The 23,413-nt window shown below is 71.2% G+C and carries 21 protein-coding genes and 2 pseudogenes; 8 read left to right on the top strand and 15 right to left on the bottom strand.

The window, feature by feature from the left end:
- Positions 1-343 (top strand): annotated as a pseudogene (locus tag E1289_RS38405) (hypothetical protein); the annotation flags it as partial.
- Here E1289_RS38405 and E1289_RS26255 read toward each other — a convergent pair.
- Entirely contained in the window at positions 340-1,137 is a 798-nt protein-coding gene (locus E1289_RS26255) for an AraC family transcriptional regulator (RefSeq protein WP_131984726.1), read from the bottom strand. The pseudogene E1289_RS38405 and the gene E1289_RS26255 sit on opposite strands and share 4 nt — an antisense overlap.
- A gap of 482 nt (positions 1,138-1,619) precedes the next feature.
- Between E1289_RS26255 and E1289_RS26260 the strand changes: the two genes are divergently transcribed.
- The gene (locus E1289_RS26260) at positions 1,620-2,579 is read left to right on the top strand and encodes an aldo/keto reductase (RefSeq protein WP_131984728.1); all 960 of its coding nucleotides are present in this window, start codon (positions 1,620-1,622) and stop codon (positions 2,577-2,579) included.
- On the opposite strand, the gene E1289_RS26265 is transcribed toward E1289_RS26260, so the two are convergent.
- The 9 genes and pseudogenes from E1289_RS26265 to E1289_RS26300 form a co-directional block, all read right to left on the bottom strand.
- Complete coding sequence (locus tag E1289_RS26265) at positions 2,576-3,286, bottom strand: response regulator transcription factor (RefSeq protein WP_131984730.1); 711 nt, start codon at positions 3,284-3,286, stop codon at positions 2,576-2,578. The two genes, E1289_RS26260 and E1289_RS26265, sit on opposite strands and share 4 nt — an antisense overlap.
- On the bottom strand, positions 3,276-4,397 hold the full coding sequence (locus tag E1289_RS26270) for an ATP-binding protein (RefSeq protein WP_131984732.1): 1,122 nt from the start codon (positions 4,395-4,397) through the stop codon (positions 3,276-3,278). The genes E1289_RS26265 and E1289_RS26270 overlap by 11 nt, the downstream gene beginning before the upstream one ends.
- 345 nt (positions 4,398-4,742) lie before the next feature.
- On the bottom strand, positions 4,743-5,741 hold the full coding sequence (rfbB, locus tag E1289_RS26275; protein WP_131984734.1) for a dTDP-glucose 4,6-dehydratase: 999 nt from the start codon (positions 5,739-5,741) through the stop codon (positions 4,743-4,745).
- A 48-nt stretch (positions 5,742-5,789) separates the two neighbouring features.
- Complete coding sequence (locus E1289_RS26280) at positions 5,790-7,649, bottom strand: BTAD domain-containing putative transcriptional regulator (RefSeq protein WP_131984736.1); 1,860 nt, start codon at positions 7,647-7,649, stop codon at positions 5,790-5,792.
- Positions 7,650-7,901: 252 nt separating this feature from the next.
- Positions 7,902-8,216 (bottom strand): acyl carrier protein, encoded by a 315-nt coding sequence (locus E1289_RS39785; RefSeq protein ID WP_347813594.1) that lies wholly within the window; start codon positions 8,214-8,216, stop codon positions 7,902-7,904.
- Positions 8,205-9,062: pseudogene (gene rfbA / locus E1289_RS26285) on the bottom strand (glucose-1-phosphate thymidylyltransferase RfbA); the annotation flags it as partial. The gene E1289_RS39785 and the pseudogene rfbA, both read right to left, overlap by 12 nt.
- 105 nt (positions 9,063-9,167) lie before the next feature.
- Complete coding sequence (locus E1289_RS26290; RefSeq protein WP_131984740.1) at positions 9,168-10,523, bottom strand: biotin carboxylase N-terminal domain-containing protein; 1,356 nt, start codon at positions 10,521-10,523, stop codon at positions 9,168-9,170.
- A 4-nt stretch (positions 10,524-10,527) separates the two neighbouring features.
- The gene (locus E1289_RS26295; RefSeq protein ID WP_131984742.1) at positions 10,528-11,064 is read right to left on the bottom strand and encodes a biotin/lipoyl-containing protein; all 537 of its coding nucleotides are present in this window, start codon (positions 11,062-11,064) and stop codon (positions 10,528-10,530) included.
- A gap of 9 nt (positions 11,065-11,073) precedes the next feature.
- Positions 11,074-12,756 carry an acetyl-CoA carboxylase carboxyltransferase subunit alpha gene (locus E1289_RS26300; protein ID WP_207929158.1) on the bottom strand — a complete coding sequence of 561 codons (1,683 nt, stop codon included), beginning with the start codon at positions 12,754-12,756 and terminating at the stop codon, positions 11,074-11,076.
- Between the two features lie 220 nt (positions 12,757-12,976).
- Here E1289_RS26300 and E1289_RS26305 point away from each other — a divergent pair, with 220 nt between their 5' ends.
- A complete protein-coding gene (locus E1289_RS26305; protein ID WP_131984746.1) occupies positions 12,977-13,636 on the top strand; it encodes a hemerythrin domain-containing protein in 660 nt (219 codons plus the stop codon).
- A gap of 77 nt (positions 13,637-13,713) precedes the next feature.
- Here the strand turns inward: E1289_RS26305 and E1289_RS26310 are convergent, their stop codons facing one another.
- Positions 13,714-14,157 carry a DUF1801 domain-containing protein gene (locus E1289_RS26310; protein ID WP_131984748.1) on the bottom strand — a complete coding sequence of 148 codons (444 nt, stop codon included), beginning with the start codon at positions 14,155-14,157 and terminating at the stop codon, positions 13,714-13,716.
- Positions 14,158-14,320: 163 nt separating this feature from the next.
- A complete protein-coding gene (locus E1289_RS26315) occupies positions 14,321-14,614 on the bottom strand; it encodes a hypothetical protein (RefSeq protein WP_131984750.1) in 294 nt (97 codons plus the stop codon).
- Positions 14,615-15,016: 402 nt separating this feature from the next.
- Between E1289_RS26315 and E1289_RS26320 the strand changes: the two genes are divergently transcribed.
- The gene (locus E1289_RS26320) at positions 15,017-16,384 is read left to right on the top strand and encodes an NAD(P)/FAD-dependent oxidoreductase (protein ID WP_165970620.1); all 1,368 of its coding nucleotides are present in this window, start codon (positions 15,017-15,019) and stop codon (positions 16,382-16,384) included.
- A 70-nt stretch (positions 16,385-16,454) separates the two neighbouring features.
- Positions 16,455-17,735 (top strand): cation:proton antiporter, encoded by a 1,281-nt coding sequence (locus E1289_RS26325; protein WP_243713157.1) that lies wholly within the window; start codon positions 16,455-16,457, stop codon positions 17,733-17,735.
- A 49-nt stretch (positions 17,736-17,784) separates the two neighbouring features.
- On the opposite strand, the gene E1289_RS26330 is transcribed toward E1289_RS26325, so the two are convergent.
- Positions 17,785-18,870 carry a S1 family peptidase gene (locus tag E1289_RS26330; RefSeq protein WP_207929156.1) on the bottom strand — a complete coding sequence of 362 codons (1,086 nt, stop codon included), beginning with the start codon at positions 18,868-18,870 and terminating at the stop codon, positions 17,785-17,787.
- A 141-nt stretch (positions 18,871-19,011) separates the two neighbouring features.
- Here E1289_RS26330 and E1289_RS26335 point away from each other — a divergent pair, with 141 nt between their 5' ends.
- Together E1289_RS26335 and E1289_RS26340 are read left to right on the top strand one after the other, a co-directional pair.
- The gene (locus E1289_RS26335) at positions 19,012-19,863 is read left to right on the top strand and encodes a DUF72 domain-containing protein (protein ID WP_131984758.1); all 852 of its coding nucleotides are present in this window, start codon (positions 19,012-19,014) and stop codon (positions 19,861-19,863) included.
- 120 nt (positions 19,864-19,983) lie between these two features.
- A complete protein-coding gene (locus tag E1289_RS26340; protein ID WP_131984760.1) occupies positions 19,984-20,589 on the top strand; it encodes a CBS domain-containing protein in 606 nt (201 codons plus the stop codon).
- Positions 20,590-20,602: 13 nt separating this feature from the next.
- Here the strand turns inward: E1289_RS26340 and E1289_RS26345 are convergent, their stop codons facing one another.
- Entirely contained in the window at positions 20,603-21,145 is a 543-nt protein-coding gene (locus E1289_RS26345; protein ID WP_131984762.1) for an HU family DNA-binding protein, read from the bottom strand.
- Positions 21,146-21,354: 209 nt separating this feature from the next.
- Between E1289_RS26345 and E1289_RS26350 the strand changes: the two genes are divergently transcribed.
- Positions 21,355-22,305 carry an alpha/beta hydrolase gene (locus E1289_RS26350; RefSeq protein ID WP_131984764.1) on the top strand — a complete coding sequence of 317 codons (951 nt, stop codon included), beginning with the start codon at positions 21,355-21,357 and terminating at the stop codon, positions 22,303-22,305.
- A gap of 118 nt (positions 22,306-22,423) precedes the next feature.
- On the opposite strand, the gene E1289_RS26355 is transcribed toward E1289_RS26350, so the two are convergent.
- Positions 22,424-23,359 (bottom strand): PDR/VanB family oxidoreductase, encoded by a 936-nt coding sequence (locus E1289_RS26355; protein WP_243713158.1) that lies wholly within the window; start codon positions 23,357-23,359, stop codon positions 22,424-22,426.
- Between the last annotated feature and the right edge of the window lie 54 nt (positions 23,360-23,413).

Below are 23,413 nucleotides of genomic sequence, written 5' to 3' on the forward strand. Positions count from 1 at the left end.
GGGCCCCGGCGACCACCCGCTCCTCGGCAAACGCATCCCACCCGACCAGCGCCTCGCCCGCACCGACGGAACCCGCCCCCGCATCGCCGACCTGCTCCACACCGCCCGCGGCCTGCTCCTCACCACCGACAACACCACCACCGACCAAGCCCGCCCCTGGACCGACCGCATCGACACCATCACCCTCACCGAGCCACCCGCACCCGACCTCGACGCGGCACTCATCCGACCCGACGGCTACATCGCCTGGACCCACCCCGGCACCGACAACGACCTCACCCACGCACTGAGCCACTGGTTCGGCACCGCCCGGACCGTCGCCGCCACCTCCCCTGCGGTCTAGACGGCCGCCTTCGGGCGGGACCCGATGACCGGGCACCCGCTCCCCGTGAGGTCGGGCGGCGGTTCGAGATCGGGCAGCGCGAGCAGGACCGGCGGGTCGACCGGGCGCGGGCGGTGCAGGCGCACCGCGGCACTCGTGATGGCGTCCCCGGTCACCGGCACCGCTTCGTGCCTGCCGACGAGCGGGTTCCGCCGGGACGACGGATCGGGCCCCACCCCGTCCGCCACCCCCACCGCGTGCACGTACCAGGTGCCTTCGGGCACGTCCGCGAGGCGGTAGCACGTGGGGCGGCCGCTGGGCACGTCGACGACCACCCCCGCGGCCGGCGGATGCTGGAGGATCGGAGTCGCGAAGGCGCCCACGTAGACGCGCGCGTTCCCGCGGCCCTCCGGCAGGCTGATCGTCCCCGCGACCGCGCCGGTGCCGGGACCGGAGCGCCCGGCCGGCCGCGGACCGGGCAACGCGAACCCGCCCGTCCGCGACAGGCGGCGGAACCGTCCGGGCGACACCCCGACACCGGCCGTGAAGCAACTCGTGAACGACCCCAGGCTGCCGTATCCGACCGCGGACGATATCTCCGCCACGCTCATCGCGGTCTCCAGGAGCAGGAGCCTGGCGTGGTGGATGCGGACCGCCGCGAGGAACCGGCCGGGGGTCGTTCCGGTCTCGTTCCTGAATCGGTGCGCGAAATAGAAGCGGCTGAGTGCGGCGCTTCGCGCCATCTCCGCGAGGGACAGCCGCTCACCGTACCGTTCCCAGATGCACTCGATTGCCTTCTCAACCGCTTTGTCCATATGCGACACCGCCTCTCCACCGGCCGCCAGGTTGCCTCGCGGCCGTCGCACCCGGCTAGAGCGGCACTAGCAGGCGGTATCGCATCCTTAATGAGGAAAATTCACAAAAGATACTCACTCTTCGTCATGATCTATCAGAGGACGGTGGTCTCCGCAGCAGCCCGCTGAACAGGGCAGATCTCCGGACCACTGCCTCGACTCCGGGTGCCGTTCAACCGCGCAGGCCGCACGGTCGAACACGCCGTTCGGACCTGCCGGCCGCAACGCGAACCTGGAAGTCCGCTGCAAGTTCCATCCATTACCGGGAGTCGTGCACCGGCCGGCCACGGACGGCTTCCGCGGACGGCGTGCGGGAGCGCCTTCCAAAACCCGGTCTTTCTGGCCACAATGTGAATTACGGTTTCCGATCGGGGCAGGCGGTAATACCCGCGCGCCCTATGCTGGCTCGCGAGCACCCTTTATCACGGACTGGTCAGGAGGAGATGCACGTCAGGAAGCTCGGCGATGCCGGCCCGCCCTCGCCGCCCATCGGACTGGGCACGCTCGCCCTGACCGGACGTTCCGGGCCGGTGGACGACGCGACGGGCATCGACACGATCCGCTTCGCGCTCGATATCGGCGTGACCCTGATCGACGCCGTGGCCGACCACGATGTCGAGCGGGCCGAACGGCTGGTCGGACGCGCCGTCGCCGGGCGGCGGGACGAGGCCGTGATCGCCACCTGCGGCGGCATCCGGCCGGCCACCGGCGGCCGGGGGACGCGGCTCGACGGTACGCCCGAACACCTCCGGCGGTCCTGCGACGCCTCGCTGGAACGCCTCGGCGTCGACCACATCGACATCTACTACCTCGCCGGAGTGGACCCCCGGGTCCCCGTCGAGGAGAGCATGGGGGAGCTCGCCGGCCTCGTCGCGTCCGGCAAGGTCCGGCGGGTGGGCCTGTCGGGCGCCTCCGCCGACCAGCTGCGGCGCGCCCACGCCGTGCATCCGGTCGCCGCGCTCGCCGCCGAGTACTCCCTGTGGGAGCGGCGCGTCGAGGCCGAGTGCCTGCCCGCCGCCAGGGAGCGGGGGGTCGCGGTCTTCGCCTGCCGCCCGCTCGGCCGCGGCTTCCTCACCGGCCGGATCCGCTCGGCGAGCCAGCTCGCCGAGGGCGACGCCCGCCACGACGATCCCCGGTTCCGGCCGGAGAACCTGCCGGGCAACCTGCGCCTGCTGCGCGCGGCCGAGGAGGTGGCCGCGCACCGGGACCTCGGCCTCTCCCGCCTCGCGCTGGCCTGGCTGCTGTGCCGGGGCGACGACGTCACGCCGGTGCCGAGCACCCGCGACCGGCTGCACCTGGAGATGAACGCGGCCGCGGCCGAGGTACGGCTCACCGCCGCCGAGTGCGAGGAGCTGGCGGCCCTGTTCCCGCCCGCGTCGATCGCCGGGCGCACCGCCACCTAGCGGTGCGCCGCCGCCTGACGGCGCTCCCCCACCTCGATCAGGGCCCCCTCCACCGCCTTGTTCACCGCGTCGATCCGGGAGGCCGCGCCCAGCTTCACGAAGATGTTGCGGAGGTGCCGTTTGACGGTCGCCTCGGTGAGCGAGAGCCGCGCCGCGATCTGCCGGTTGCTCAGCGCCTGGGCGGTGAGCTCCAGGACCTCGCGCTCCCGGTCGGAGAGGATCATCGGGGGGCCGCCCGGACCGCTCCGGCCCCCCGGAGCGCGCTGGCCGCCCTGGCCGCTCGCGGCGATGCTCTCCCTGGAGACCGACACGACGACACGGTCCTTGTCGAAGCGGACGCTGCGGATCGCCGACACCAGGTCCTGCTTGGTCACGCTCTTCAGCAGGTAGCCCCGCACGCCGACATCGAGGAGGCTCTGCAGCAGCTGCGGTCCCTCGTACATGCTCAGGATGAGGACGGCGGTGTGCGGCGACCGTTCGCGGATCAGGGCCACCGTGGTGGTGGCGTCGTCACCGGGGATCTCGATGTCGAGCAGGACGACATGGGGACGCTTCTCCGCGGCCAGTTCCACGGCGCCCTCGCTGTCTCCCGCCTCCCCCACGACGACCAGGTCGTCCTGATATCCGAGGATCTCCCGCAGGCCCTCGCGGACGAGGGCATGGTCGTCCACGAGCAGTACGGTCGTCCTGGATTCGTCAGGCTGCATCGTTCTCGCTTCCCGGAAGCGGAATGGAAAGCTCTACATGGGCGCCCTGTCCCGGCGTACTGGACACGAGGAGCGTGCCGCCGATGAGCTCCGCCCGTTCACGCATGCTGGACAGCCCCACACCGCCCGAGGCCCTGGCACGTTCCGGGTCGAAGCCGACCCCGTTGTCGTCGACGTAGATGCGCATCTCGTGCGGCGCGATGTCGACGCGCACCAGGACCAGCTCGGCCATGCCGTGGACCACCGCGTTCCGGACGGCCTCCCGGACGACGAGGAACGACTCGTCCTTGACCGCGGGTGACGCCCACACCTCGTCGCCGTTGACCTGCAGCCGGACGACCGCGTCGTCGGTCGCCACGGTCTCCAACGCCGTCCGCAGCGCCTTTTCCAGGCAATTCGACGACTCGCAGAACCGCAGATCGGAGGTGATGTCCCGCAGGATTCGCATTGCCTCCTGGACGGCACCATAGGCCGCGGTAAGGCGCTTCTCCGTCTCCGGGCAGTGCCCCTTGCTGTTCTTGTCGAGATCGTACAGTTCGAGCTGGCGATAGGCCGCGCTCAGCCACATGCCGACGCGGTCGTGGAGCTCCCGCCCGATGCGGCATCTCTCCTCGACCTGCGCCTCGCGAAGCATGTCGCGCAAGTACCCCTCATGGGCGAGGAGTCCCCCGCTACAGGTAATGCTTTGGTAAAGAGCACGGGAGGCGAGCATGAGGAGGGGCAGGGAGTCCCCTTCGGGATCCAGGCGGCGGACCAGCTCGCGCTGGACGACGTCGAAGAACGCGGCACCCGTCCGCACCGACTCGTGCGACCGCGCCTCGGGGGCCGCGCGCATCGCCGCGGGCTCCGGGGCCCTGGGCTCCGGGACCCTGGGCGCCGGGCCCTGGCCGACCTGGACGGCGCCCGCGCGCAGGCTGCCGATGACGTCCGTCAGCACCCGCTCCGCGTTCGCCATGAACCGCCCGCGTGCCTCCTTGTCCGCGGCGACCGGACCGCCCAGCTCGTCCAGGACCCGCTCGTACGCGGTCATGATCTCGGCCCGGTCGGCTTCCAGCCGCGAAGCCGCGTCCGGGCCGGCATGCGCCGGCCGCGATGAAGGTCTCTCTGCCACGATGTCCCCTGGGCAAGAAGTCCGACTCTGCCTGAACGATAGCCGCTGACCTAGCCAGCCGCCATGACCGTTATGACCGTTAAGGCCGTTCTCAACCGCACCTTGTGACTTCGTGATCGGGGCCTGTCACCGGCTTTCCCGCTCCTGCTGCGCAGGTGAGCCCGCTGCCGGCGGGACGGTGGCCCATTCGTTCAAAAGATTGCCCATGCCATGCCGTTTCCCCAGGTCAGCGAGACGGCATCAATTTCCTCCGCGCATTTTTCCTGGTCAGCGAGACGAACGAAATCCGGAGGTGGTGATCGCGCTCCGGTTCGAGGCGGCGACAAGGGCGTGGGCCCCATTGGCTCAGGAGGGCGCGCCGGCGTCCACGACCGCGGGACGCCGCTTGACCGGCTCCCACCACGCGCGGTTCGCGGCGTACCAGCGGACCGTCTCGGCCAGCCCCCGGAGGAAGGGCACGCGCGGGTGGAAGCCGAGCTCTCCGGCGATCTTCGATCCGTCCACGGCGTACCGCTGGTCATGGCCTTTGCGGTCGGGGACGAAGCGCACCCGTTCCCAGCCCGCGCCGCAGGCGTCCAGCAGCAGGCGGGTGAGTTCGAGGTTGGACAGCTCCACGCCGCCGCCGATGTTGTACGTCGCCCCCGGGCGGCCCCGCTCCAGCACCGCCTGGACCGCACGGCAGTGGTCGTCCACGTGGAGCCACTCGCGCACGTTCCTCCCGTCGCCGTAGAGCGGCACGTCCTCACCGTCCAGGAGGTTCGTCACGAAGAGCGGGATCAGTTTCTCGGGATGCTGGTAGGGGCCGTAGTTGTTCGAGCAGCGGGTGGTCGACGTCCAGAGCCCGTGGGTCCGGTGGAACGCCCGGACGATCAGGTCACTCGCCGCCTTGGACGCGGAGTAGGGCGAGTTGGGCTCCAGGGGGTGCCCCTCCGGCCACGTCCCCTCGTCGATGGATCCGTACACCTCGTCGGTGGAGACGTGCACGAACCGGCGGACGCCCGCCCGCAGGCAGCTTTCGAGGAGGGTGTGCGTCCCTTCGACGTTCGTGGCGATGAACCGCGCCGCCCCGGAGACGGACCGGTCCACGTGCGACTCCGCGGCGAAGTGTACGACGGCGTCGTGGCCGGGCAGCAGATCCCCGAGCAGGTCGCCGTCGCAGACGTCGCCGCGGACGAACGTCAGCCGCGGATCGTCCGCGGGGAGGTTCGCGAGATTGCCCGCGTAGGTCAGCTTGTCGAGCACGGTCACGTGCGCGTTCTCGACCGCCGGGTACCTTCCGGCGAGCGCCGACCGTACGTAATGGGACCCGATGAAACCCGCGCCGCCGGTGACTATCAGCCTCACACCGCAAGGCTGCCGGTGCCGGGTCGAAGCTGGATCGAGCACCGGTGATCACGCCATCGAGGCCGGGCTCCGCGCCGGCTGGTCGGCACCGGTCTGGACGAGGGACGTGAGGCGCTCCCGCGCGTACATCCGGGCGAGTTTGGGATACCGGTAGCGGACGGTGCCGTTCTCCTGGGCGCATCGCAGGAGGTGGTGGTTCAGGAAGTGGTCGAGGGTCCGCCGGGCGTCGGCGACGTCCCAGCCCAGCAGGTCGGCCGCCGTGTCGGCGGTGAACTCCGCCGGCAGCATGCTGAGCAGCGCGAAGGCGCCCTGCTCGCGGTCGCCGAGCCGCTCGTAGCTGGAGTCGAACCTGGACCGCAGGTCGAGATCGCCGAACCGCAGTTCCGGGAGGCGCTGGGGCGTGCGGGTGAGTTCCTCCGCCATGCGGCCCAGCGGGTACCCGGGCATCGCGGCGAGCCGGTCGCCGATGCAGCGCAGCGCCAGCGGCAGGGAGTCGCAGGCGTCGACCAGCAGCTCGGCGCCGTCCCGCTCCCGGCGGATGCGGGGGCCGCCGATGATGCGGGCGAGCAGCTCGATGCCGTCCGCCCGGTTCAGGACGTCGATCTCGATGTTCCGCGCGCCCGGGAGACCCTCCAGCCTGCGCCGGCTGGTGACGACCACCGCGCACCGCGGACCACCCGGCAGCAGCGGCCGCACCTGGGCGGCCGACGCGGCGTCGTCCAGCACCATGAGGAGACTCCGGCCGGCCGCCGCGGACGAGAGCAGCCCGCTGCGGTCCCGCAGCCCTTCCGGGATCTGCTGCCCGGGGAAACCGAGCGCGCGGAGGAAGGAGTGGAGGACCTCGGCGGGATCGCGTGCGCGGTCGGTCGACCCCCTGAGATCCGCGTAGAGCTGCCCGTCCGCGAACGCGGAGCGGAGCCGGTGCGCGGCGTGCACCGCCAGCGCCGTCTTCCCCACCCCGGGCATCCCGCTGAGCACGGTGATCCGCCCGGCGCCGCACGGCTCCGGCGGCGGGGCCGCCACCTGCTCGCAGATCTCCGCCACGTCGGTCCCGCGGCCCGCGAACTCGGGGTCCTCGGGAAGCCGCGCCGGCGCCGGGTCGTCCGCGTGCTCCTCGACCGGCGCCCGGGTGAGCCCGGCCGCCGGCTCGGCGGCCGAGGGAGCCGGCAGGTCCGCGGAGAGCAGGCCCTGATGCAGTTGCCGGGCCTCGCATCCGGGCTCCAGACCGAGCTGCTCCACCAGGTTGCCGCGGAGCGTCCGGTAGACGTCGAGCGCCTCGTAGCGGCGTCCGCAGTGGTGCAACGCCGTCATCAGCGACGTGTGGAACCCCTCGTGCAGCGGATACCTGACCACCAGGGACTTCAGCTCGCCGATCAGCTCCAGGTGGCGGCCGACAGTGAGGTCGGTCTCGATCCGCAGTTCGAGCGCCCGGAACCTGACCTCTTCTAGCCTCGCCACGTACGCCGACAGCAGGTTGCCCGCGAGCACGTCGACCAGCGCCGGCCCCCGCCACATGGCGAGCGCGTCGGCGAGGATCTCCGCCGCCCGCACCGGGTCGCCGCGGTCCAGGATCGCCCGCCCCTCCTTGATCGCCTGCTCGAACCAGTGGAGGTCGAGGTCCTCGTCCGGGACGGTGAGCATGTATCCGGCGGGCCGCGTCTGCAGGATCTCTCCCGCGCCGCACTGCTGGAAGATCTTCCGCAGCTTGTAGATGTACGTCTGCAGGGTGGTCATCGCGCTGACCGGCGGATCGTCCTCCCACAGCTCGTCGATCAGTTCCGAGGTCCGGACGACGGAGTTGCGGCGCAGCGCGAGCAATGCGGCGACCTGGCGCGGCTTCGGCGCGGTCGGCGCGATGTTCTCCCCCGCCTGCATGATCTCGAAGGACCCTAGAACCCGGAATTCCATCGCATTCTCCCTCGACTGGAGGTAATGGCTGGATCGACCGGCCGTCGACCATTTAGGCACGTTAATCAGCACCGGTCGGGAAGACAAGATCGAGTCACCTAAGTTGCGCCGAGGATGACCGGATGGAACCACTCCGGCCATCCGATGCTCATAAAGTTGTACTACTTCTGATCCCCGGATACATGAAAAGGGGGCGGTCGGCCATATCGGCCGACCGCCCCCTGCGGCGGAGATGGGCGCGCGGTGTTTACGTCATGCGCCGAGAGCCTGCCGGCCGACGAGCATTCCGTTCACCTTGTCGAGAAATGTCCGCGGTGTCTCCACCACGTCGGCGTCCTCGTCGTTCAGTTCGACCTCGTACTCGCGCTTGATGACGGCCGTCGCCTCCAGCAGCGCGAGCGAATCGTAGCCGAGGTCCATGAACGACGTGTCGAGGATGTCCCCGCCGTGGTCCACCGACTCGTCCTCCCCCGCGCACGCGCGCATGATCTGCTTCAGATCCTCGATCGTCAGCTCTTTCAATGCCGTCTCCTTTCGGTCGGCTCTCTCGGAACATGCCACGGTCATGACGTACTGGCCGTATCGCGACGAAGCCAGCCCGGCGCCGAGCCGATGGCAGGTCTCGGCGTCGATGAACCCCATCCGCAGGGCGATCTCCTCGACACAGGCCACGTGCAGCCCCTGCCGTTCCTCCAGGGTCAGCACATACTGGCTGGCGGCCAGCAGCGCCTCGGGGGTTCCGGTGTCCAGCCAGGCGAAGCCGCGGGTGAGCTCCACGAGCCTCGCCCTGCCCTGCTCCATGTAGGCGCGGTTCACGTCGGTTATCTCGAGCTCGCCGCGCGCCGACGGGCGCAGGCTCCGCGCGATTTCCACGGCGTCGTTGTCGTAGAGGTAGAGCCCGGTGACCGCCTGGTTCGAGCGTGGCCGGGCGGGCTTCTCCTCGATGGAGAGCAGCCGGCCGTCGGCGTCCGTCTCCGCGATTCCGAAACGCTCGGGATCCTTGACCGGATAGCCGAAGAGAACGCAGCCGTCGACGTCCCGTGCCTGCTCGCGCAGGATTCCCGCGAGCAGATGCCCGTAGAAGATGTTGTCGCCGAGGACGAGCGCGACCGGCTCGTTCCCGATGTGGTCGGCCGCGATGATGAGCGCCTCCGCGATGCCTTTGGGCTCGTCCTGCACCGCGTAGGAGAAACTCATCCCCAGGTCCGACCCGTCGCCGAGCAGCCGCCGGTACCGCGGGACGTCCTCCGCGGTCGAGATGATCAGCACGTCCCTGATCCCGGTGAGCATGAGCACCGAAAGCGGGTAGTAGATCATCGGCTTGTCACCGACCGGCAGCAGCTGCTTGGAGATGACCCGGGTTATCGGGTACAGCCTGGTGCCGGAGCCGCCCGCAAGGATGATCCCCTTCATCACGCCCGTCGCCCCTCCAGCCTTTCCCGATGAACATTCATTTCCTGGCCGTTCGGCATCCCGTTCAGCATCCGGGCCCGCACTCAACCGCGGTTGGAGCGGCGCTCAACGCCTCCCGTCGAGCAGGTCGGCGGCGAAGTTCGTGGTGTGCGCGGCGTCCCGGAATTCGGGACGGTCGAGAGCCCGGAGCAGGAACGGCACCGTCGTGCGGACACCGGCACCGTCGATCCGGAACTCGGCGAGCGCCCGGCGCATCCGGGCGATCGCCTCCGACCTGGTGGGCGCCCACACGATCACCTTGGCGAGCAGCGAGTCGTACGCCCCCGAGATGCGCATGCCGGGGAAGCAGTGGGTGTCCACCCGGACGAAGGGACCGCCCGGAGGCAGGAACTCCGTGAGGCGGCCCGGCGCGGGTGTGAAGTCCCGGTCCGGGTCCTCCGCGTTGACCCGGCACTCGATCACGGCGCCGTGCGGCCGCACGTCGGGCCCGCCGAAGCCGAGCCGCTCCCCCGCCGCGACGCGGATCTGCTCGTGCACCATGTCGATCCGGGTGGCCACCTCGGTGACCGGATGCTCCACCTGGATCCGGTTGTTGACCTCCATGAAGTAGAACCGCCGCTCCTGGTCCACGAGGAACTCGAAGGTGCCCGCGCCCACGTACCGCGCGGCGCGTGCGCCCGTCACCGCGGCCCGGCGGATCTCCTCGACCAGCGCCCGCGGCAGCCCGGGGGCCGGCGTCTCCTCGATGAGCTTCTGGTTCCTCCGCTGGACGGTGCAGTCTCGTTCGCCCAGGCACACGACGTCGCCGTGCGTGTCGCAGAGCACCTGCACCTCGACGTGCCGCGCGTCCTGGACGAAGCGCTCGGCGTACACGCGCCCGTCGCCGAAGAAGGAATGGGCGTCCGCGCACGCCTGCCGGAACGCGTCGGGCAGGTCCGCGGGGCCGCGGGCGATCCGCATCCCCCTGCCGCCGCCGCCCATCGCCGCCTTGATGATCAGCGGGTAGCCGATCCGGTCCGCCGTCCGCAGGGCGTCGCCCAGGTCCCGCAAGGGGTGCACGGTGCCCCTCAGCAGGGGGAGCCCGCACTCCGCCATGAGCTCCCGCGCCCGCGACTTGTCGCCGAGCCGGGCGAGCACGTCAGGCGGCGGCCCGATGAACGTGATGCCCGCTTTCTGGCAGACCTCGGGGAAGTCGGGTTCCTCCGAGAGGAAGCCGTATCCCGGGTGCACCGCGTCGGCACCGGACAGCGCGGCGGCCTCCATGATCGCGGGAATGCTCAGGTAGCTGCGCCGCGGATGCTCGGGGCCGATCCGGACGGCCTCGTCGGCGTGGGCGACCGCGAGCGAGTCCTCGTCGGCCGACGAGTAGACGGCGACGCTCCTGATCCCCAGCTCCCGGCAGGCGCGGACCACCCGGAGCGCGATCTCGCCCCTGTTCGCGACCAGAACCTTGTGGAACATGGCGTCAGCCGGGGGTGCCAAGCGCGTGCACGGACGTGTCGAGGGCGATCAGGCCCGTCCCGTACTCGACGGACGTGCCGTCCGGGACCAGCACCTCGGCCACCCGGCCCGCGCGGTCGGCTCCGACGGGAGTCATCAGCTTCATGACCTCCAGGATGGCGATCTGCTGCCCCGCCCGGACCTCGTCGCCCACGGTGACGAACGGCTCGGCGCCCGGCTCCGGTGCGCTGTAGAACGTCCCGACCATCTCGGCGCAGACGTAGTGGAGGGAGTCCTGGCCGGTCGCCGCGCACGGCTCGGGCTCCGCGGGCCCGGGTTGCGCGGTCCCCTGCTGTGCGAGCCCCTGCTGTGCGGGGGCGGCGAGGGCGCCGGGCGGCTCCGGCGCGGGGGCCGCGGCCGGCGACCATTCCAGCTCGACCGCGATGTCCCCCGTCCGTATCGAGAGCCTGTGCAGCCGCGGGTCTGCCGCCGAGATGAGCCGCGCCGCGTGGTCGCAGACGTCGTCGAGGACGTCGTTCCGCTCGGCTTGTTCGCTGGTCACCGATGTCTCCTAACCGAGGGCCTGGAAGCGGCGGAACCGTGCCCGGCGGGTCTCCACGAGGCAGGCCGGGCCGAGCGCCGACAGCTCGTCCAGGCCCGCGGCGATCGCCGCCTTCAGGCGCGTGGCCGCCGCGCCGGGGTCGCGCTGGGCACCGCCCTCGGGCTCCGGGATGACCGCGTCGACGATCTCCAGCTCCAGCAGCGACCGGGCGTCGACGCGGAGCTCCCGCGCCGCTCGCGGGGCGGCGCCCGGGTCGCGCCACAGGATGGCCGCGCACCCCTCCGGGCTGATCACCGAGTAGATGGTGTTCGAGAAGGCGAGGACCTTGTTGGCCACCGCGAGCGCCAGGGCACCGCCGCTGCCGCCCTCTCCGGTGACCACCGAGACGACCGGGACCGGCAGGCCGGTCATGAGCCGCAGGTTGTCGGCGATCGCCACGGCCTGGCCCTCGGCCTCCGCCTCGATCCCCGGATAGGCCCCCGGCGTGTCCACCAGGGTGACCACCGGCACACCGAGCTTCGCGGCCAGGCGCATCAGCCGGGCCGCCTTCCGGTACCCCGCCGGTGTCGGCATGCCGAAGTTGGCCTTCGCCAGCTCCTTGGTGGTGTGGCCCTTCTGGTGGCTGATGATCATGAGGGGGGTGCCGTCCAGCCGGGCGAGTCCGCCGATGATCGCCCGGCAGTCGCCGCCGAGGCGGTCGCCGTGCAGTTCGACGAAGTCGTCGGCGATCCACTGGATGTAGTCGAGGGCGGTGGGCCGGTCCAGCGCCCGCGCCAGGCGCACCGCCTCCCAGGTCTCCCCGGCGGGCAGGTCACGCGGGTCCGTGACCAGAGGGGTGGCCGGCGCCTCCGGCACCTCCCGACCGCGGGCGGCGTGCGGCGCCGCCGGACGCCGGGCCCCCGCGGACAGCAGCCGGGACAGCGTGGGCCGGAGCCCGTGCCGCGGCACGACGATGTCCACCAGTCCCCGCTCGGCCAGGAACTCCGCCGTCTGGAAGCCCTCCGGCAGGGACTGCCGTATCGTCTGCTCGATCACGCGTGGCCCGGCGAATCCCATGCGCGCCCCCGGCTCGGCGACGATCACGTCGGCCTGGGTCGCGAACGAGGCCGCGACCCCGCCGTAGGTCGGGTCGGTGATCAGCGAGACGGTGAGGATGCCGGCCTCGTCGAGTTCGCGGAACGCCTGGCTCGTCTTCGCCATCTGCATCAGGGCCAGCGCGCCCTCCTGCATGCGCGCCCCGCCCGACGACGTGACGACGAGGAGCGGCGTCCGCTCCGCGAGGGCGAGTTCGGCCGTCCGGGTGATCAGCTCCCCGACCGCCGCTCCGAGGCTTCCGCCGAGGAAGCGGAAGTCCATGACGGCGGCGATGACCGGATTCCCGCCGACCGCGCCGCGGACGCAGGCCACCGCCTCCGTCATCCCGGTGGCGGCCTGCGCCTCGCTCAGCCGGGCCGCGTAGGGCCTCGAGTCGACGAACCCCAGCGGATCCCCGGTGGCGACGGGAAAGCCGAGCTCCTCGACGGACCCCTCGTCCAGCAGGGTGGCGATCCGCTCGTCCGAGGTCATCCGCTCGTGGTGGCCGCACTCGGGGCAGACGAGAAGCTCGCGCCTGAACCGCTTGCCGTAGGCCAGCGCGCGGCATCCCGCGCAGATCACCCACTCGGGCAGATCCACCGATCGAGCCGTCAGCACGTCAGTCAAGCGCGCCTCCCCAGTCGTCGTTACGCGGACGACTCTGGGCGCACGTTTTCAAGGGCCGATGGAAAGACGCTAGAGAGCACCGGACGCGACGCCCGCGATCTCCGCGCTCTCCAAGCGGCTTACAAGCCGGCTCCAAGGACGGTGGCCGACGATCGGCGCGCAGGACCATGACCAGCCACTGTGCCCATGACCAGCCACTGAGGAGCCGTCGATGGCCACCGCGTCCCGCCAGCGTCCCAACACCCACGAGATGGTCGTCACCCACCGCGTCTCCCGGCGTGAGTCACGGGTGCTGGCCGCCCAGGTGCCAGGCGTGCGGCCGGGAGACACCGGCCGGGCGAGGGTGCTCACCGCCCACCTGGGCGACTACCTGCTCGCCCTGCACCTGCACCATTCGGCCGAGGACGAGCTGCTGTGGCCGCTGCTGCTGGCCCGCGTGGAGCTTGAGGCGGACGTCGTCCGGCGGATGGAGCGGCAGCACGAACGGATGGCCGCGGGCATGGAGCGCATGGCGAAGCTGGCGCCGGCCTGGGCCGAGCATGCGGACGAGGAGTCACGCGACGCGCTGAGCGAGCTGCTGAGGGAACACGTGGGGCTCCTGACCGAGCACCTGGACGACGAGGAGCAGAACATCCTGCCCTTGGTGGAGCGGCATGTGAGCGTCAGCGAGTGGGCCAGGCTGTCCGAGCACTTCACCACCCACACGCCCAGGGACAAGCAGCTCTTCTTCTTGGGGGCGGTCTTGGAGGACGCGGACCCGCAGGAGCGGGCGCACGTGCTCGGGGGGCTCCCCCTCCCGGCACGCCTGGTCTGGCACACGGTCGGCCGTGTCCGGTACGCCCGCAGGATTCGCAGCGTGCGCGGGGCCTGACGCGTTACAGGGCCGCGACCGGCGCTTCGATAGCGCCGGTCGCGGCCCTGGCTCGCGGTCCGGGTCAGAGCTCGTCGCTAGAGCGTCGAGCCGGGCTGCTTGCTCGCCTGTTCGATCCAGGAGACGAGCCGGCCCTCGTCCAGGTCGTCGCCTTCGTGGATGTCGAGGTAGCGCATGCCGGGGTGCTTGGACTCCTTGGGCGGCATGGGGTCGAGCGAGGTGCCGTTGAGGAACTGGAGCTGGACGTACTGCGTGTAGCACCGGAATGAGAGGAACCACCCGTCACCTTCGTGGCCGTAGAACGGCTGGTTCCACTTCACGGCCTTGTGCACGTCGGGGACGGTGCGCGAGACCAGGCGATCGATGCGCTTTCCCACCGGGCTCTTCCAGCCGGGCATGGCCTTGATGTAGTCCTGCACCGGCTTGTCGCCCTCCCCCTTGGGGATCTGCGGGTTCCCACCGGAGAGCAGTTTCGGTCCGGAGCCGGAGTTCTTGTCGGTCTTCTTCTTGCTCGTCGGCATCGCTACTCCGTCGTTCGTGCTCGTCAACGGCCGAGGCGCCGCGCGATGGCCTGAAGCCGTGGCTCGCAGCCCTGCCTCAGCCCGAACGCGGCCATCATGTTCAGTTGACCGATCTCAGCGATCGAAACATGGACACCCGCCTTCGACGCGCCGAACCCGCGTACTACTCCCGCTCGCTTCCCGGCGCGCTCGTGATGCGGAAGACCACGTCGTCCTCGGCGATCTCCGCGTTCAGGGCGCGGCCGCCGAGCATCGCGGCGGCGGTGGTCTGCAGGAACACCCGCACCCCGTCGGTCTCGATGACCTCGTCCCCCGCGTCCGGGCCGGGTGCGATGGACAGTTCGAGGCCGCCGGCGGAGTCGTGATGAACGATGCGGAGTCCGGAATCCCGCGGGACATCCGGCTTGTCCGTCAGGATGCGGATGGCCTCGACGGCGGTATCGGTCAACGTGAGCACGATTGAACTCCTTGGGCATGATGACGAGTCGGCCTGTGTGGACAGAAAGGCCACAGTAGAACACACCGGGTGCGTTCAACTGAAGATATGCCGATGCAGATGAGCGACCCTCTGCATACCGGCCTCGCAAGCCGACTTACCCGCTCCATCCTGCCCTGATGCTCTCATGGTGTTCAACCGAGAATGCACCGCAGTCGAACATCGTTCCCGCCCGCGTTGACTTCCCATAGGCGTATCCGGATCCTGGTTTCCGGTACGCACATGCCCTGAGAAATGACGCAGCGTGCCGTGGCCATTCAGGACGAGCGCTGAATTGAATGGCCGGGTAACCGTGCCCCGCGCCGGACGTCTCCCGGACGAGGATTTCGCGTGGGGTCCCGTTCGAGCATGAAGGAGAAATCCGTGTCCGAGGCTCGCAGTAGCGATTACGACGCGATTGTGATCGGCGGGGGACCCAGCGGCTCCTCGTACGCGATGACGCTCGCCCGCAAAGGCCACTCGGTACTCCTGCTGGAGCGGGAGGAGATGCCGCGCTTCCACATCGGTGAGTCGTTGCTGACCTACACCACGGACGTGCTGGAGCAGCTGGGGCTGCTGGACCGGGTGGCCGCGGGCGGCTTCGTCGTCAAGCGGGGAATCGAGCTGACCGGGACCGAGGGCACCTTCCGGCGCCTCGACCTGGGCAAGGTCGGGGAAGGCCGGCGCGGCTGGACCTTCCATGTGGAGCGGGCCCACTTCGACAAGATCCTCCTCGACGCCGCGGCGGAGACGCCGGGCGTGACCATGCTCCAGAAGGCCCGGGTCCGGAAGCTGCTCTTCGCCGGCGAGCGCATCTCCGGCGTCCGGTACACCCACGACGGCGAGGAGCACGACGTCACGGCGAGCTTCGTCATCGACGCGAGCGGCCGGACGGGCGTGATCGCCCGGGGCATGGGCCTGCGCAAGACCGACGACGACCTGAAGATGGCGGCGATCTTCAGGCACTACGAGGGCCTGGACGAGCGCAACAACCCGGCCACCGAGGGCGACATCCAGCTCGGGCTGTACGAGGACGGCTGGTTCTGGGCCATCCCGATCCGGCCCGGCGTCATCAGCGTCGGCTGCCTGGTACCGGCGGAGATCCTGCGCAAGTCGGTGCCCGAGGAGGTGTTCAGCCGGAACCTCAAGCGGATTCCGCGGATCTCCCAGCGCATCGAGGGCACGACGGTCGCCCGCGAGCTCACCGGTGAGAACAACTTCGAGTACCACTGCGACACCCTCGCCGGGCCCGGCTTCTTCATCGTCGGCGACGCCGGCTGCTTCACCGACCCGGTCTTCTCCGGCGGGGTGCTGCTCGCCCTCACGACCGGCCGGAGGGCGGCCGAGGAGAGCGCCCGGGTGCTGGCCGGGGAAGCGGGCGAGGAGGAGGTGGCGCTGCGCTACCAGAACTTCTTCAAGACCGGCTACGAGACGTACTACCGGCTCATCCGCGCCGTGTACGACAACAGGTACGTGTCGGAGGGCCGGGAGCTGCGGGTGACCCCGCAGCACGGCGGCCCGCGCCTCGCCGGAGCGGGGTGGTGGGGCATCCAGGAGAGGCTCCAGGCCACGTCCGGCGGGCCGTTCGACACCAGCGAGTCCATCGAGCACTTCTGGCTCGTCCGCGCCCTCAACGGGGACTTCTGGTCGGGCGACAACCGGTTCTTCCAGCGGCTGCGCGAAGAGAAGGCGTGGCGGCTGTTCGACGACTTCGAGCCGAGCTACGAGTGCCCGGTCCACCCCGGAAGCTGAGCGCCCGGGGGCGGCGGGCGGCGGGCGCGCGGAGGATCGGATGCTCGTAGCGGCGCCTCCGATCGCCCCGATGGGTGCCCACCAGACCCTGGTCCTGCTGCTGCAGATCGGCCTGCTGCTGGGTTTCGCGGTGCTGCTGGGACGGCTGGCGCGGCGGCTGGGGATGCCGGCGATCGTCGGGGAACTGTCCGCCGGGGTGCTGCTGGGGCCGTCGCTGCTCGCCCACGTGGCTCCCGGCCTGTACGGCCGGCTAATGCCGGACACGCCCGGCCAGCTGCACCTCCTGGACTCGGTGGGGCAGTTCGGCGTGCTGCTGCTGGTGGGCGTCACCGGTATGAGCGTCGACATGGGCCTGGTGCGGCGCAAGGGCGCCGCGGCGGCCCAGGTGAGCGCCGGCGGAGCGCTCGTTCCGCTGGCGCTCGGGGTGGCCGTCGGGTTCCTGCTGCCCGCCTCGCTGCTCGCCGAGGGCGCCGACCGCGCCGTCTTCGCCTGGTTCGTCGGCGTGGCGATGTGCGTCAGCGCGGTCCCGGTCATCGCCAAGACGCTGCTCGACATGCGGCTGCTGCACCGGGACATCGGCCAGATGATCATCGCCGCGGCGGCGGTCGACGACGTGATCGGCTGGCTGCTGCTGTCGGTGGTGTCGGCGATGGCCACCACCGGGATCAGGGCGGGCGAGGTGACGCTGGCGGTCGGCTGCCTCGCCGGCGTCCTGCTGTTCGCCCGGTTCGTCGGCCGTCCCGTCGTGGGCGCGCTGCTGCGGCTGTCCGCCCGGTCGGCCGACCCGGGCGTCGGCGTCGCGGTGGCGGTCCTGATCGTGCTGCTGTCCGCGGCGGGAACCCAGGCGGCGGGCATGGAGGGGGTGCTCGGCGCGTTCTACGCCGGCATCCTCATCGGCTCGTCGCGGTGGGTCGACCGCGAGCGTCTCGCACCCCTGCGGACGTTCACGCTGTCCGTGCTCGCCCCGCTCTTCTTCGCCACGGCCGGGCTGCGGATGGACCTCACCACGCTGGGCGACCCCGTGGTGCTGGGAGCGGCGGGCCTCATGCTGCTGGTCGCCGTCGTCGGCAAGCTGACCGGCGGGTACCTCGGGGCGCGCGCCGCCAGGTGCGACCACTGGGACGCGCTGGCCCTCGGCGCCGGGCTGAACGCCCGCGGCGTCATCCAGATGATCATCGCCATGGTCGGGCTGCGGCTCGGCGTGCTGACCATGGAGATGTACACGATCATCGTCCTGGTCGCGGTCGGGACGTCGCTGATGGCGCCGCCGATGCTGCGGTACGCGGTGCGCCGCGGCACGGCGGTGAGCGAGGAGGAGACGCGGCGCGAGAAGGCGCTGGCCATCGAGTGAGCGCTGGTGCCCCCTTCGTGTCGACCGGTCCGCCGCGGCGCGCGGAGGTCTAGGAGACCTCGGCGCCGAAGGCTTCCAGGGGCTCGGTGACCGGCTGGAAGAACGTGACGCCGCCGATCTGGCAGTTGCCCGAACCACCGGACGTGAGGCCGAGGGCGGTGCTTCCGCTGAAGAGCGGCCCGCCGCTGTCCCCCGGCTCCGCGCAGACGGTCGTCTGGATCAGGCCGCTGACGGTGCCCTCGGGGTAGTTGACCGTGGCGTTGGTGGCGGTGACGCGGCCGGTGGCGAGGCCGGTGGTGCTGCCGGTGCGCACGACCTGCTGGCCGACCACGGCGTCCCCGGCCTCGGTGATGTCCCGGGCCTGGCCGTTGTAGAGGTTGACCGCGCCCTGGCCCGGCTGCGCCGTCTGGACGAGTGCGAAGTCGTCGCCGGGGAAGCTGCTCGCCGCCGTCCTGCCGAGGAACTGGGCGCCCCCCTGGTCGGCGGTCCAGTTGCGGACGCTGTTACCGCAGTGCCCGGCGGTCAGGAAGAAGGGCTGCCCGCCGCGCGTGACGTTGAAGCCGAGCGAGCAGCGGGAGCCCTGCCCGAAGATCGCGTCACCGCCGAGCGCGAGGGGGCGCAGGCGCCCGTCGATGTGCACCGTCCGCACCGCCGGCCCCATCTGCCGGGCCATCCGCCGGACGGTCGCCATCCGCGTCCCGGTGACCGAGTCGTCGGTCCACACGGTGACCCGCGAGGTGGCCGGGTCGACGGCCCAGCCGGTGCCCGGCACGCCCGTCATCGCCTGGCGGAGGGTGGCGGTGATCCGGTTCAGCGCCGCGGGGCCGCGCTCCGTCATCTTGGGCACCGCGCCCGCCGCGCGGACCATGGCCGCGTCGCCGGCGTTGGTGACCGTGACGACGGGCCGTCCGGCGGAGTCGAGGTAGGCGCCGGTCGTGCGGGCACCGAGCCGGTCGGTCAGCCGCGCGGCCAGCTTCCCCGCCGACCCGGACCGCGCGGCCGCCGCCTGCTCGCCGGTCAGCGCGGCGCGCTTCTCGCCGCCGGACCGGTCCGGCATCCGCACCACGTACAGCGAACCGGCCACGAGGCCGGCGGATCCGGCGGCCACCGCGGTCCACGTGACCGCGGTGCGCACACGACTCTTTCTCGCCCTCATGGGGGTCCTCCAAGATCCGATTTCCCGAGCTACGCGTGGAGGTACGCGCCCGCCGCCCGGGGAGTTCAAGGCCCTGCGGAGCGGCAGGTGAGGGGGCCGCGAAGCGATAGCGTCGGGTTCATGCGGCTTCATGTGGGGTGCGCGATGTGGACCCATCCGGCGTGGCAGGGGCGTTTCCTTCCCCATCCGCTCCCTCCCGGCGCGCGGCTGCGCGCCTACGCGAGCTGGTGCAACGCGGTGGAGGGCAACACCACCTTCTACGCGACGCCGTCGCGGGGCACGGCGGAGTCGTGGGCGGCGCAGGTGGGGCCCGGCTTCCGCTTCGTCCTCAAGCTGCCGAGGTCGATCACGCATGAGCGGCGCCTCACCGGCTTCGACGACGACCTCCGCACGTTCCTGGCGGCGATCGAGCCGCTCGGTGCCCGGACGCACGCGCTGTGGGTGCAGCTCCCGGGGTCGTTCGGCCCCGCGGATCTCGGGACGCTGGCGGGTTTCCTGCGCCGCCTGCCCCGGACGCACCGCTACGCCGTCGAGGTGCGCCACCGCGCGTTCTTCGAGGATGCGGGATGCGCACGCGACCTCGAAAGGGTCCTCGCGGGCGCCGGGGCCGAGTGGGTGCCCTTCGACACCACCGTGTTCTTCCGGAGCCGTCCGGGCAGCGACGCGGAGCGGGACGCGTGGACGAAGAAGCCGCGCGTGCCGCGCCGGTCGGCGGCGCTGACCGACCGCCCGATCGTGCGCTACCTCGGACGGGACGACACGGAGCAGACGGCCGAGGGGTGGCGGTACTGGGTCGGGAAGGCGGCCGAGTGGCTGCGCGAGGGACGCTCGCCGACCATTTTCATCCACACGCCCGACAATGCCGACGCGTTGCCGCTCGCCCGCCGATTCCATGATGAGGTGAGGGACCGGGTACCCGGGCTCGACCCCTTGCCCGAGCCGGAGCCCGCGGAACCGCCGACGCTCTTCTGACGGGTTCCGGGACGAACGGCCCTGGGCCCCGGGCGCCCCGCCGGGCGATCCTGGACACAAGGGTCAGGGTGGTCCTGCCCGGGTAGGTGAACGGCGTCCTCGCCGGAAGGAGAACACGCCATGCTGGTCCGGGAGGCGATGACCTCGCCCGTCGTGACGATTCCGCGGACGGCCACCGTCCGCCAGGCCATCCGCGTCCTGCACGAGCACAACGTCACCGCGCTGCCGGTCGTGGACGAGCCGGGACGCCTGGTCGGCATCGTCAGCGAGATGGACCTCCTGCAGGGCGTGTTCGAGCACGACCCGCGGTCCTTCGTGCGCCCCGTGGCGACCACCGCGGCCCCCGCACCGCGCCTCGTCGAGGAGGTCATGACCCGCGACGTGGAGACCGCCCGGCCCAACACCGACGCGGCCGTGCTCGCCGAGATGATGATGAAGACGCGGATCAAGAGCGTCCCGGTGCTGGACGGCTCCACCATCGTGGGCATCGTCAGCCGCCGCGACCTCATCGCGATCCTGGCCCGCGACGACGCCCGGATCCGCGACGACGTCCTGGCCGCGATCGCCGAGTACGGCACGGAGGGCGCGCACTGGGACGTGTCGGTCCGGGACGGCGTCGTCGAACTGCGCGGGACCATGGACGAACCCGCCCAGCAGATCGCCGACGTCCTGGCCCGGACCGTCCCCGGAGTCACCCGGGTCTCGATCCGCGACCGGCCCGCCTAGCGCGGCGCGCGGCCTACTTACCGGCCTTGACGCGCCCCTTGCCCTTGGCCTGCTTCTTCTTGCCGGCCTTGCCGTTCTTCGCGCTCTTGCCGTTCCGCACCGACGCGGAGGTATCCAGCCTGATCGCCTTCGTCTTCTTCGGCGCCTTCTTGGCGCCCGCACCCTTCTTCGCCTTCTTGGCGGCCTTGGGCTCCTCGGGGCTCGCCGGCTCGGCCACGACGCCGTCCGCCGCCTCCGGCGGAGCCGCCGCAGGGGCCCGCTCCTCGTCCGCCGCGGCGGCGCCGCCCGCGACCCGGGTGCGGAACGTCTGCCCGGAGCGGAACCGGGGGACCTCCGCGGCGGCCACCTCGACCGGCGCCCCGGTGCGCGGGTTGCGGGCACTGCGGGCCGGGCGGGACAGCCTGTCGAACGTACCGAACCCGGTGACGGTGACGCGTTCCCCGGCGGACACCCGTTCCATCACGACCTCGAAGACGGCGTCCACATGCCGGCGGCCCACGGCCTCATCGCTCCCCGCGCGTTCCGCCACGGCCCTGACCAATTCGCTGCGGTTCATTGCGGCCTGCCCTTCACTGTGGCGAAATGTGCGGCCAGCCTAGCCGCCCTCACCACCGCGAACCGGTAGTTCGGCCTGGGGAGTTCCGTTTCGGCGGCCCGGGGGGTGACGGCCCTATCCGCGCTGCGCCCACTTCACTGGTGACCGGCCCCTGGGCAAGAGGGGCGAGGGAGCCGAGACTGGGGCCAGACGCCGAGAGGAGCCCCGAGGTGACGTACGCCTACGACCCCGAACTCGTCCCGTGGATCTCGATGATCCCGCAGATCTCGATCAGCGAATACGAGCAGATCCGCAGGGACGAACTGGAGCTGTTCGGTAGGCCGCAATACGTGCCGCCGATCCCGGTGGACATCCGCGACGTGCACGTCCCCGGGCCCCACGGCGCACCCGATGTCCCGGTGCGGATCCTCGCCCCCGCGGACCGGGACGGCGACCTGCCGGGGATGGTGCACATCCACGCGGGCGGGTTCGTCATCGGCAGCATCGACACCTCCCAGGACGAGGCCACGCTCATCGCGGCGGAGGTCGGCGCCGTGGTCCTGTCGGTCGGCTACCGGCTCGCCCCTGAGCACCCGTTTCCCGCCGGCCTGGACGACTGCTACGCCGTGCTGACATGGGCGGCCGCCCATGCCGCCGAACTCGGCATCGACCCCGGCAGGCTCGCGGTGGGCGGCGACAGCGCGGGCGGTGGACTGTCCGCGGCCGTCGCGCTGATGGCGCGCGACCGCGGCGGGCCCGCCCTGTGCTTCCAGCTCCTCGGCATCCCGGAACTGGACGACCGCCTCGACACCCCGTCCATGCGGGCATTCACCGACACGCCGATCTGGCACCGGGCCAACGCGGAACTGAGCTGGGACTACTACCTCGGCGACGGCGTCCGAGGCACCGACGGCGTGTCCCCGTACGCGGCACCCGCCCGCGCGGAGGACCTGTCAGGTCTGCCGCCCGCCTTCGTGACCACATGCGAGTTCGACCCGCTGCGGGACGAGGGCATCGCCTACGCCCAGCGGCTGATCCAGGCGGGCGTCCCCACCGAACTGCACCACTACCCGGGCACCTTCCACGGCTCGACCATGATCAGAGAAGCGGCCATAACACGACACATGCACACCAATCGCTTGAACGTCCTCCAACGCGCCCTGGGCCGCGCTTCGACGTAGGCGGAGCCATTCGTCGATGTGTCGCAGCTTGCGCGGACGGCCCGTCCGACTGGAGCAGCTTTCCCGTCCGGTGCCGACGAACTGGGGTGCGGAGGCGCCGCATCGCAAGGCGCGCGGGTCAGAGTTCGAGGACGAGCCGTGGGCCGCGGGCGCGGGAGACACAGATCATCATGAAGCTCCCGTCCGCGCGTTCCGCCTCGGTAAGAACCGAGTCACGGTGGTCGGGCTCGCCTTCCAGGACGGGCGTTTCACACGTCCCGCACGTCCCTTCACGGCAGGACGACAGGACGTCGACGCCCGCCTTCTCCACGGTCTCCAAGATCGACAGGCCGGGTTCGACCGGCAGAGTGCGCCCGCTCAGCGCGAGCTCGACCTCGAACGCCTCGTTCGGCCCCGTGACCGGCTTCGGGGTGAAACGCTCCGTACGCAGCGAGCCCGGGGTCAGGACGGCGCATCGTTCCTCGGCCGCGGCGAGCATCGGCTCCGGCCCGCAGCAGTAGACAAGCGTGCCCGGCGCGGCCGTCGCCAGGGCAGCGTCGAGGTCGAGCAGGCCGAACTCCTCCTGGGGTCGGATGTCGACCTTGTCCCCGTAGGCGGACAACACGTCCAGGAAGGCCATGGTGGACCGTCGCCGCCCCCCGTAGACGAGCCGCCATTCGATTCCCGCCGCATCGGCGGCGGCCACCATGGGGAGGATCGGCGTGATGCCGATCCCGCCGGCGAGGAACAGGTATCCGGAGGCGTCCTCCAGCGCGAAGTGGTTACGCGGTCCCCGTGTCACGAGCCTGTCCCCCGGACGCACCCGCTCATGGACGACCGTCGAACCGGGCCCCTCCTTCAGAACACCGAGTCGCCACGTCCGCGAGTCGTTCGGGTCCCCGCACAGCGAGTACTGCCGGACGAGCCCGTCACCGAGAACGACGTCGATGTGCGCGCCGGGACGCCAGGACGGCAGCGTCCCGCCGTCCACCGCACGCAGGGTCAGCCCCATGACCCCATCGGCAAGCTCCGCCCGTCCCTCAACGAAGACTTCCGTCTCGCTCTCAGCACCCACGAGCCCTCCACTCTCGATCCACAAAAGGTCCCCCCGCACCCCCCGGCCTCAAGC

It is taken from the genome of Actinomadura sp. 6K520 (assembly GCF_004349245.1).
In the GTDB taxonomy this organism is placed as follows: Bacteria; Actinomycetota; Actinomycetes; order Streptosporangiales; family Streptosporangiaceae; genus Spirillospora.